The sequence below is a fragment of the Acinetobacter sp. ABJ-A23_2 genome (assembly GCF_044538765.1).
Lineage (GTDB): Bacteria > Pseudomonadota > Gammaproteobacteria > Pseudomonadales > Moraxellaceae > Acinetobacter > Acinetobacter nosocomialis_A.
This window is the reverse complement of sequence record NZ_JBIUCP010000037.1, coordinates 33,861-43,324: the sequence shown is the minus strand read 5'-3', so window position 1 is coordinate 43,324 and position 9,464 is coordinate 33,861. Positions and strand designations below refer to the sequence as shown.

Below are 9,464 nucleotides of genomic sequence, written 5' to 3'. Positions count from 1 at the left end.
TATATATACAGGTCTGTATATTCTTGGCATCAAGAAAAACAATTTCAAAATAAACAATATATAACTATAAGTTTGTTTCGGTGCAGAAATATAGAGGCCTTCTCGGGGAGTGGAGGCCTCTAATTTTATTTGTACAGCCGTAAAAAGTTTTTAAAATCAATAATAAGTTAATATTGAGATTAATTTTTTATGCTATAAATGAAAGTTACTAATAACTAGAGAGATAAACATGACTAATAATTTTAATGCTGAACAGGCAAGAAAAAATGCTAAAGATGTCAAAATAGATCAAGCAATATTGTTGGAAAAAATCTTAACTGGAACTGAGGAAATCTCGAAAGAAGGTAAACGTCGAGCAGTGTTTCAATTTCCAATAGATGCTTTGCATCCTGAACATATTACACAGGTAGAGGAAGAGCTAAAGACGCGAGGTTTCAATGTTTCAACAAATATTGAACAGTCTGGTACAACGGTCAATATTGAAGTTAGTTTCTAAACTTTTGTGCAATCAAACGCCCATACTTTAGGGCGTTTCTTATAATTTTTTACAATCTAAATTTATAAAAATCAATATATTGTTTGACAGGTTTATGCTTCTTCTGTAGCTTTACTTTTTGAGTGGAATATGGATATGAACTTCCAAACAATACTTTCATCTTTCAAAAATCAATCTACTGGTACAGATGCATTTAAAAACTTAAAAAATGTGTGTGAGCAGTATCTCAAGCAATCTTCAGATTTAAATGAAAAAGCAGCAACTTATCTCATTTATGGGTTTGCTCGTAGTTATGTCATCTTATATGAAGATGAAGCAGTGACTACCGAGTTTGCGCAAGCTTCTAAAGAAACGTTAATGAATTACATGAGTCATTTAAATAAAGCCTTACTTACTCAAGATGACAGCATAATTTTGAGTGCTTTAAATCAGGTGAGTAATGACTATATGCAGAGTGCAAGAGTCTTTTAAAATCTTTGTTTAGCTTATTAGTAGGATACTTCTTTAGTCATCAAGTTAACCAAAGAAGTATCCAGTAGTAATTTTAATGTGATTTTTTCTTGCCACCGCCATCTTGTTTATTGACAGTAGACCATGCAATACGTTCAGCTTCTTCTTGAGAATGACCTCTATCTACTTCACTCTCAACAATATGTTTAGCCTGACGCTTTTGCTTTGCTGTATAAGATGATTTATCGCCACGAGACATAGCATAGACCTCCGTATTTTGTTTTAAGATCTTCTACTATTGAAACACATCCGAATTTAAAATCGGTTAAATAATGTCTTATCCTGTATGCATAAGTTGAATCTTATTTAGAACTTATTTTAAATTTTAGTTAAATTAAATTTATTATTTTCAATAAATTAAGCTGAGTTCAATCTGTTTTGAGCTGAGTTTTATTGTTTTTAAAATGTAATTTTTTCATTTTATAAAAGTAAATAAAAAGATTTTTTATGTAAAATTAACAGCTTAATAAAGGTTGAAAAATTTAAAACTTTAGAAAATTAAAAGTTATTTATCGACCTTGATGATTGTTGTGGGTTAATATTTCGCAAGAAAAGAAAAAACGACTGATGCGTAAACAAACCTGCGTGTGTCTGTTGTTTTTTTTCATGTATGCTGTCCTTAGTTCAAGAGTTGATTTGAAATGCACTGTGATATTTATAGATCGAGCAAAAAAGATGAAATGTACATTTATATTGCTCGTCCAAACTATCCTGATGATACGGAGCAAACTGATCCGTTTGAAAAAGTTCCAGAAGCTGTTTTACAAGCATTTGGTCGTGCAACGTTTGTCATGCATTTAGAATTAGCTCCAACACGTAAATTAGCGCGTGTAAATGTTTTACATGTTCTAGACTCATTACAAACAAAAGGTTTCTTTATTCAGATGCCGCCAGAAGGGCTAATTAACCCAAATGCAGTTGAACCAGAGGGCTTACGTGGTGCGTGAAGATCAAGCTGGAGTTTTAAATCAATTACTTTCTTCTCTCGATGCAATTCCTGAAGAGATCATTGCTTTAACAGCTTATGGCGTTGGCGCTATTATTGCCTTGTGGTGTTGGTGGCGTTTAATGCGCCGCTTACCTGCTACTTTTGGTGCAATAAGCTGGTTAGTTGTTTTTGCTATTTTGGTGACGCCAACCGTTTCGGAAGGGCCGAATGCATCTGTAGCACCAGCTATTTTTGGACTACTGTTTGGTGTTTTAACGAAAGACAGTCCTTTAATCTGGTCAAATTTATCCTTAATTCTATTTGTAATCGGTCTAGGTTTGGTTATTGGCTATTGTTGGTCAAAATATACAACAAACAAAAGCATGCGTTCCATCTAACCATTGAAATAGAAAAATAAGGTCTCTACATGTCTGCTGATACCCAACATTTTACCGGTACAGATCAATATATCGCGACTGATAGTCTTAAACTTGCTGTAAAAGCAGCTCGTGCCTTGCAAAAGCCTTTATTGGTTAAAGGTGAGCCGGGTACAGGTAAAACTTTACTTGCTGAGCAAGTGGCAGAAAGTCTTGGTTTAAAACTCATCACTTGGCACATTAAGTCAACAACTAAGGCACAGCAAGGCTTATATGAATACGATGCTGTGTCTCGCTTGCGTGATAGTCAATTGGGTGATGATCGTGTTTACGATATTAAGAACTATATTAAGCCCGGTAAACTGTGGGAAGCTTTCACCAGTGAAGAGCGTTGTGTGCTTTTAATTGATGAAATTGATAAGGCGGACATCGAGTTTCCAAATGACTTGTTACATGAACTTGATAAGATGTCTTTTTATGTTTATGAAACAGGCGAAACGATTACGGCTACTCAACGTCCAATCGTAATTATTACTTCAAATAATGAAAAAGAATTACCAGATGCGTTCCTGCGTCGTTGCTTCTTCCACTACATCGAATTTCCAGACGAAGCAACTATGCGTGAAATTATTTCGGTACATTTCCCAAATATCTCTGCGACTTTGGTAAATGAAGCACTTCAAGTTTTCTTCAAACTCCGTGAAATTCCTAATTTGAAGAAACCACCATCTACATCTGAACTGATCGATTGGCTAAGTCTGCTTATGGCAGATGATATGCCTGAAGATGTACTACGTAATCGAGATACATCAAAAGCTATTCCACCTTTGTATGGCGCACTTATTAAAAATGAACAAGATGTGCAACTGCTTGAACGTTTGGCTTTCATGTCGCGACGTTAAAGGAGGGAATAACCCATGTTTGTGCGGTTATTTTACACCTTACGAAAATATGGTGTTCCAGTTACAACTCGTGAACTCATTGACTTAAATCGTGCGGTGAGTGAAGGCTTAGTTTTTGCCGATCAGGAAGAGTTCTATCAACTTGCTAAAACAATTTTAGTTAAAGATGAACGCTTTTTTGATAAGTTCGATCGTGCCATGAAAGATTACTTTGATGGCATAGAAACCTTTGATATCGATGAGTTACTCAAGCAAGTCCATAAACTACCAAAAGACTGGTTTGATTTAGAACTTCTCGAAAAGCATTTAACACCAGAGCAAAGGGCTGAACTTCAAAAAGCAGGTTCTTTAGAAGAACTGATGAAAATGCTAGAGGAACGCTTACGCGAACAGCATAAAAAACACCAAGGTGGTAACCGTATGGTTGGCACAGGTGGAACTTCACCTTTTGGTGCTTTCGGTGACCATCCAGAAGGCGTCAGAATTGGTGGGCCGGGTCGTAAACGTTCGGCGGTTAAAGTCTGGGAACAGCGTAAATACCAAAACCTAGATGACGACCAAGTTCTTGGAACTCGTCAGATGCAAATTGCTTTGCGACGGTTACGCAAATTTGCTCGCCAAGGTGCAGCTGAAGAGCTAGATGTTGACGGAACAATTCGGGAAACAGCCAAGCAAGGTATCTTGGATGTTCAGATGGTGCCAGAGCGTCGTAATCGAATCAAAGTACTGATGTTGTTTGATGTGGGCGGTTCAATGGATGCTCATATTGCCCAATGTGAAAAGTTATTCAGCGCAGCTAAAACAGAATTCAAAACACTTGAATACTTTTATTTCCACAATTGTCTCTATGACTATGTTTGGAAAGATAACTATCGAAGAACAGCTACGCGTATGAATACATGGGATTTGTTTCATACTTACGGACGCGACTATCGGGTAATTGTGGTAGGTGATGCCAGTATGGCACCGTATGAGCTGAAATCGGTAGGTGGCTCGGTTGAATATATGAATGATGAAGCAGGTGAAGTTTGGTTACGTCGCCTACGTCAACATTTTGATAAAACAGCATGGTTAAACCCTGAAACAGAAGGGTATTGGCATTACACACAGACGATTGGTTGGATTAAAGAGATTTTTGAAAACCATATGTACCCAATGACCCTAAAAGGCATTGAAGACTTAACGCGCTACCTTTCTCGATAAACTTGATAACTTTAATAATTTAAAAAGAGGGATGATATGCAACATCAAATTAATGGTATTGCTTTGCCGAATGAACAAGGATTTTTTGGTGAGTATGGAGGTCAATTTATTCCTCCGCATTTAAAAGAAGCAATGGATGAAATTAATGTTGCTTATGAAGAAATTCGCCATACATCAGAATTTCAAAATGAATTATCAGACCTCTTTGCAAATTATGTCGGCCGTCCAAGTCCTTTATTTCATGCAAAACGTCTTTCTGAGCAATTAGGTGGCGCGCAAATTTATTTAAAGCGTGAAGACTTAAATCATACCGGTGCCCATAAAATCAATCACTGTTTAGGTGAGGCTCTACTTGCTAAGTATATGGGCAAAAAGAAAGTCATTGCCGAGACGGGTGCGGGTCAACATGGGGTGGCTTTAGCAACGGCTTGTGCTCTAGTGGGTATTCCATGTGAAATTCATATGGGGCAAGTTGATATTGAAAAAGAACATCCAAACGTGGTCAAAATGAAAATTTTGGGTGCTCATTTAGTTTCAGTCACTCGTGGTACAGCAACCTTAAAGGATGCTGTAGATAGTGCGTTTGAAGAATATTTAAAAGACCCTAAAAACTTTATTTATGCGATTGGTTCTGTGGTTGGGCCACATCCATTTCCGAAAATGGTTCGAGATTTCCAATCAATTATTGGCAATGAAATTAAAGATCAAACATACCAGCGCTTTGGAAAAAATCCAGATTATGTGGTGGCATGTGTTGGTGGTGGTTCAAATGCGATTGGTGCCTTTACGGCATTTTTAAATGATCCAGATGTAAAACTTGTTGGAGTTGAACCCGCTGGACATGGGTTAGATACCAATATGCACTCAGCAACCCTAACATTAGGTAAACCAAGCCAAATTCATGGCATGGCATGTTATGTACTTGAAAATGAGGCTGGTGAACCTTTACCTGTGCATTCTATTGCTTCAGGATTGGACTATCCAGGTGTTGGTCCACAGCATAGTTTCTTAAAAGATTTAGGACGTGTGGAATATAGCACTGCAACTGATCAAGAATGTTTAAATGCTTTTATGACATTATCGCGTGTTGAGGGGATTGTTCCTGCGCTTGAAAGCTCACACGCTGTGGCTTGGGCAATTCGCGAAGCACCAAAGCTACCGAAAGAAACCATGATTGTGGTGAATCTGTCGGGTCGTGGAGATAAAGATTCTGACTATGTTGCAGAAAAGCTTAAGCTTTAAGACAACTAGAGTTAATAAGCGGTCAGTATTTAAAGGCCGCTTTTTTGTTTCAAAGACTATCTTTAGCGTTACTTATAAAGTTCATTATTTCTTAATTAAAACAAAGTATTCTGATTTTAACGTGTGATTGTCATAGATTGATATGTAAAACACTGGTTCACAAGGCAAAGCGTTGCGTTGCTTTGTCTCACTCAGTAGAATAGTCACTTTGCAAAATTTGCCTTTGGAGACGCCTAAGTGGAGCGACCGACGATTAGCCCTGAACATTTACAGGAAGCTGCTGAAAATTTATCAACAATTCGAGATTTTATTCGTTTTGGGGTATCAGCATTACGTCAACATGATGCACATTTAGGACAAGGTACTGAAGATTATTTTGCAGAAAGCTCTGCATTAGTTTTACAAACCTTATCTCTTGAATGGTCAGCAGACGCAGAAATTTTAGATGCTAAGCTTTTACCAAGTGAAAAAGCAGAATTTTTAAGTTTGTTGGAGCGTCGTATTAATGATCGTATTCCGACATCTTATTTATTAAATTTAGCTTACTTCTTCAATAAGCCATTTTATGTAGATGAGCGTGTACTTATTCCACGTTCACCAATTGCAGAATTAATTGAGCAACGTTTTGCGCCGTATTGTTTAGATGAAAATGGTCAAATGCGTGAAGCACTCAACAACCTACCAGAAAATACCAAGCCTAAGACACCACAACGTATTTTAGATATGTGTACAGGTTCTGGCTGTATTGCAGTGGCTTTAGCTTATGCTTATCCAGACGCAGAAGTAGATGCAACAGACATTTCTAAAGAAGCTTTAGAAGTAGCTTCAATTAATGTTGAACACCACAATAAGCAATATCAAGTTGCGTTACTTGAATCTGACTTGTTTGCCAAGATTCCAGCTGAAAATCAGTACGATTTAATCGTAAGTAATCCTCCGTACGTTGATGCCGAAGATATGGCTGACTTACCGGAAGAGTTTTTGCATGAGCCTGAACTTGCATTAGCAGCAGGACAAGATGGTTTAGACTTAGTTCGTAAAATGTTAGCTCAAGCGGCAGATTATTTAACAGAAGATGGTTTAATTGTAATTGAAGTCGGTAACTCTGAATGGGCTATGCGTCAGAACTTCAATACTGTTGAGTTTAACTGGCTTACTTTCCAAAAAGGTGGTTCAGGTATTTTTGCTTTGACTGCTGAACAATGTCGTCGTTATAGAAAATTATTTGCAGAACAAGCTTAAGGAGTTGTACGTATGGCAGGGAACACTATTGGACAACTCTTTCGTGTAACCACATGCGGTGAATCGCATGGTGTTGGTTTAATGGCAATTGTTGATGGAGTGCCACCAGGCCTTGCATTAACTGAAGAAGATCTGCAAATAGATTTGGACCGCCGTAAGCCTGGTACATCGAAATTTGCTACCCAGCGTAAAGAACCTGATCAAGTTGAAATCATTTCAGGGGTATTTGAGGGTAAAACCACAGGTACACCAATTGGTTTACTCATTCGTAATACTGACCAAAAATCGAAAGATTATGGGAATATTGCGCAAACCTTTAGACCGGGTCACGCGGATTATACTTATACACAAAAGTATGGTTTCCGTGATTATCGTGGTGGTGGCCGTTCAAGTGCTCGTGAAACTGCTATGCGTGTTGCAGCTGGTGCTATTGCGAAGAAATATTTAGCAGAAAAATTTGGTGTCTTGATTCGTGGTCATGTCACTCAAATTGGTAACGAAGTTGCTGAAAAACTCGATTGGAATGAAGTTCCAAATAATCCGTTTTTCTGTGGCGACGTAGATGCTGTTCCTCGTTTTGAAGCATTGGTGACGTCTTTACGTGAACAAGGCACCAGCTGTGGCGCTAAGCTAGAAATCTTAGCTGAGAAAGTTCCTGTAGGTTGGGGTGAGCCTGTTTTTGACCGTTTAGATGCTGATATCGCACATGCCATGATGAGTATTAATGCGGTTAAAGGTGTTGAAATTGGTGATGGTTTTGCTGTAGCGGGTCAGTTTGGTCATGAAACACGTGATGAATTGACTAGTCATGGTTTTCTAGCGAATCATGCTGGCGGTATTTTAGGTGGTATTTCAAGTGGTCAAACCATTCGTGTGGCGATTGCACTAAAACCAACAGCAAGTATTACTACTCCAGGTAAAACGATTAATTTAAATCGTGAAGATACTGATGTGTTGACTAAAGGCCGTCATGACCCGTGCGTGGGGGTTCGAGCAACTCCAATTGCTGAAGCAATGTTAGCAATTGTTTTAATGGATCATTTCTTACGCCATCGTGCTCAAAACGCAGATGTTGTTCCACCATTTGCGCCAATTGAACCATAGATAGTTGGTTGACGTAAAAAAGCCACATAACTCAAAGTATGTGGCTTTTTTATTGTTATTGAGAGCAATTTTTTAATTAAATAGACCCATGAATAATTAAGTTAAATCTACAATTTGTTCTTGATTTACAGCAATTTGATACTGATTACGGCCATTCGTTTTTGCTTGATAGAGTGCATGGTCTGCGCGGCTAACAAAGGCAGAAATTGAATCATTTAAACGTGGAATTGTGGTTGCCACACCCACACTAATGGTTACGTATGGTGAAACGTTACTACATGGATGAATAATGGCAATTTTTTTAATTGCGTTCATTAATCTTTCGACTTGAATTTGGGCTTGCTGAGCATTGGTCATAGGGAAGAGAAGTAAAAATTCTTCGCCACCATAACGGGCAACTAAATCGCCACTACGAGCAGCAATTGAAGAAATTGCTGTAGCAATATCTTTTAAGCACTGATCGCCTTTAAGATGTCCTAAGGTATCGTTATAGGGTTTAAAAAAGTCGATATCCACCATCATAATAGTAAGTGGTGTTTCATGGCGTAGTGCACGACGCCATTCATTATCTAGTGTTTCATCAAGATAACGTCGGTTAGCAAGCCCAGTTAAAGCATCTTGCTGTGAAAGCAAAGACAACTGCTGCGCTTGTTGCATGAGTTCAATACGGTTGAGCTCAATCATACAGTTTTGTAAATAGTTTTCTCGGTGTTGACGGTCTGTAGCATAGGCAAGCGTCATTCCTAAGAAACTACTAAACGTATATGTGCGATTCAAAAAGGTCCAATCTATGTCGCCTTTCACATAAGTACTGACTAAAATACCAACCAAACCGCCGACCCATCCTGCAATGATCGCAGTATAAAAGCGCATACCTACCGCACCATAGATAATCACAATCGCATACATCATTGCTGCATGAAAAAGTACATTATCTTGGCCATTTTCTAAAACGTTAATTAAAATAAAGGTGATAGCGACAGCGGAAGCAGAGCCAATTCCAACATAATAATCAAACCACTGATTTAATTTTTTAATAAACGATAAAATCCATGCAATTAAAACAATTATACCTACCCAAGAATAATAGCTTAACCAGGATAAAACTTGGTCGGTTGGTAAGACTTGGTATATACCAAAGCTTAAAAATAAATATAATATTAAAATAATAGGTGCTCTATAGCGAAACTCATAGGCCGCACCATTTTGATATTGAAAACGATAGATCGTTTCAAGTTGCTTTGGAAACCATACGAAATTTAATCCGCGTGTGGTTAATAAATCTATTTGTTCCTGTCCCAATATATTGGAACCTTGCAACTTCATAATTAATGCTCTCTATATTGGAAGTTGGCATAAAATGCGACTTGTTTTATTAAAGTTCCATCTAAAAATATTGGTTATATATTGTGTGGTTTATTCAAAATAATAATACAGATTTTTTAAAAAAGTAATGATTT

Annotated in this window: 11 protein-coding genes; 9 read left to right on the top strand and 2 right to left on the bottom strand. The window is 37.7% G+C overall.

The window, feature by feature from the left end; all coding sequences use genetic code 11:
- Positions 1-229 precede the first annotated feature (229 nt).
- Positions 230-496 (top strand): hypothetical protein, encoded by a 267-nt coding sequence (locus ACH63V_RS13175; protein WP_263613656.1) that lies wholly within the window; start codon positions 230-232, stop codon positions 494-496.
- Positions 497-631: 135 nt separating this feature from the next.
- Positions 632-967 (top strand): hypothetical protein, encoded by a 336-nt coding sequence (locus tag ACH63V_RS13170; protein ID WP_311071209.1) that lies wholly within the window; start codon positions 632-634, stop codon positions 965-967.
- Positions 968-1,040: 73 nt separating this feature from the next.
- On the opposite strand, the gene ACH63V_RS13165 is transcribed toward ACH63V_RS13170, so the two are convergent.
- Positions 1,041-1,205, bottom strand: a complete 165-nt coding sequence (locus tag ACH63V_RS13165; RefSeq protein WP_000086293.1) for a hypothetical protein — start codon at positions 1,203-1,205, stop codon at positions 1,041-1,043.
- Positions 1,206-1,647: 442 nt separating this feature from the next.
- Between ACH63V_RS13165 and ACH63V_RS13160 the strand changes: the two genes are divergently transcribed.
- The 7 genes from ACH63V_RS13160 to aroC all read left to right on the top strand — a co-directional run bounded on the left by ACH63V_RS13160 (position 1,648) and on the right by aroC (position 8,004).
- Positions 1,648-1,953, top strand: a complete 306-nt coding sequence (locus tag ACH63V_RS13160) for a YcgL domain-containing protein (protein WP_004701812.1) — start codon at positions 1,648-1,650, stop codon at positions 1,951-1,953.
- Positions 1,946-2,332, top strand: coding sequence for a hypothetical protein (locus tag ACH63V_RS13155; protein WP_249668227.1), 387 nt, complete (start codon positions 1,946-1,948; stop codon positions 2,330-2,332). Before ACH63V_RS13160 ends, ACH63V_RS13155 begins: the two co-directional genes overlap by 8 nt.
- A gap of 29 nt (positions 2,333-2,361) precedes the next feature.
- Complete coding sequence (locus tag ACH63V_RS13150; RefSeq protein ID WP_001271636.1) at positions 2,362-3,213, top strand: MoxR family ATPase; 852 nt, start codon at positions 2,362-2,364, stop codon at positions 3,211-3,213.
- A gap of 15 nt (positions 3,214-3,228) precedes the next feature.
- Positions 3,229-4,416: a VWA domain-containing protein gene (locus ACH63V_RS13145; RefSeq protein ID WP_000498059.1), complete on the top strand. Its 1,188-nt coding sequence runs from the start codon at positions 3,229-3,231 to the stop codon at positions 4,414-4,416.
- A 36-nt stretch (positions 4,417-4,452) separates the two neighbouring features.
- On the top strand, positions 4,453-5,658 hold the full coding sequence (gene trpB, locus ACH63V_RS13140; protein WP_396463756.1) for a tryptophan synthase subunit beta: 1,206 nt from the start codon (positions 4,453-4,455) through the stop codon (positions 5,656-5,658).
- A gap of 237 nt (positions 5,659-5,895) precedes the next feature.
- Positions 5,896-6,900 (top strand): 50S ribosomal protein L3 N(5)-glutamine methyltransferase, encoded by a 1,005-nt coding sequence (gene prmB, locus ACH63V_RS13135; RefSeq protein WP_311071201.1) that lies wholly within the window; start codon positions 5,896-5,898, stop codon positions 6,898-6,900.
- A gap of 12 nt (positions 6,901-6,912) precedes the next feature.
- Entirely contained in the window at positions 6,913-8,004 is a 1,092-nt protein-coding gene (gene aroC, locus ACH63V_RS13130; RefSeq protein WP_004708911.1) for a chorismate synthase, read from the top strand.
- Positions 8,005-8,100: 96 nt separating this feature from the next.
- On the opposite strand, the gene ACH63V_RS13125 is transcribed toward aroC, so the two are convergent.
- Positions 8,101-9,330: a GGDEF domain-containing protein gene (locus ACH63V_RS13125; protein ID WP_396463755.1), complete on the bottom strand. Its 1,230-nt coding sequence runs from the start codon at positions 9,328-9,330 to the stop codon at positions 8,101-8,103.
- Positions 9,331-9,464: the final 134 nt, after the last annotated feature.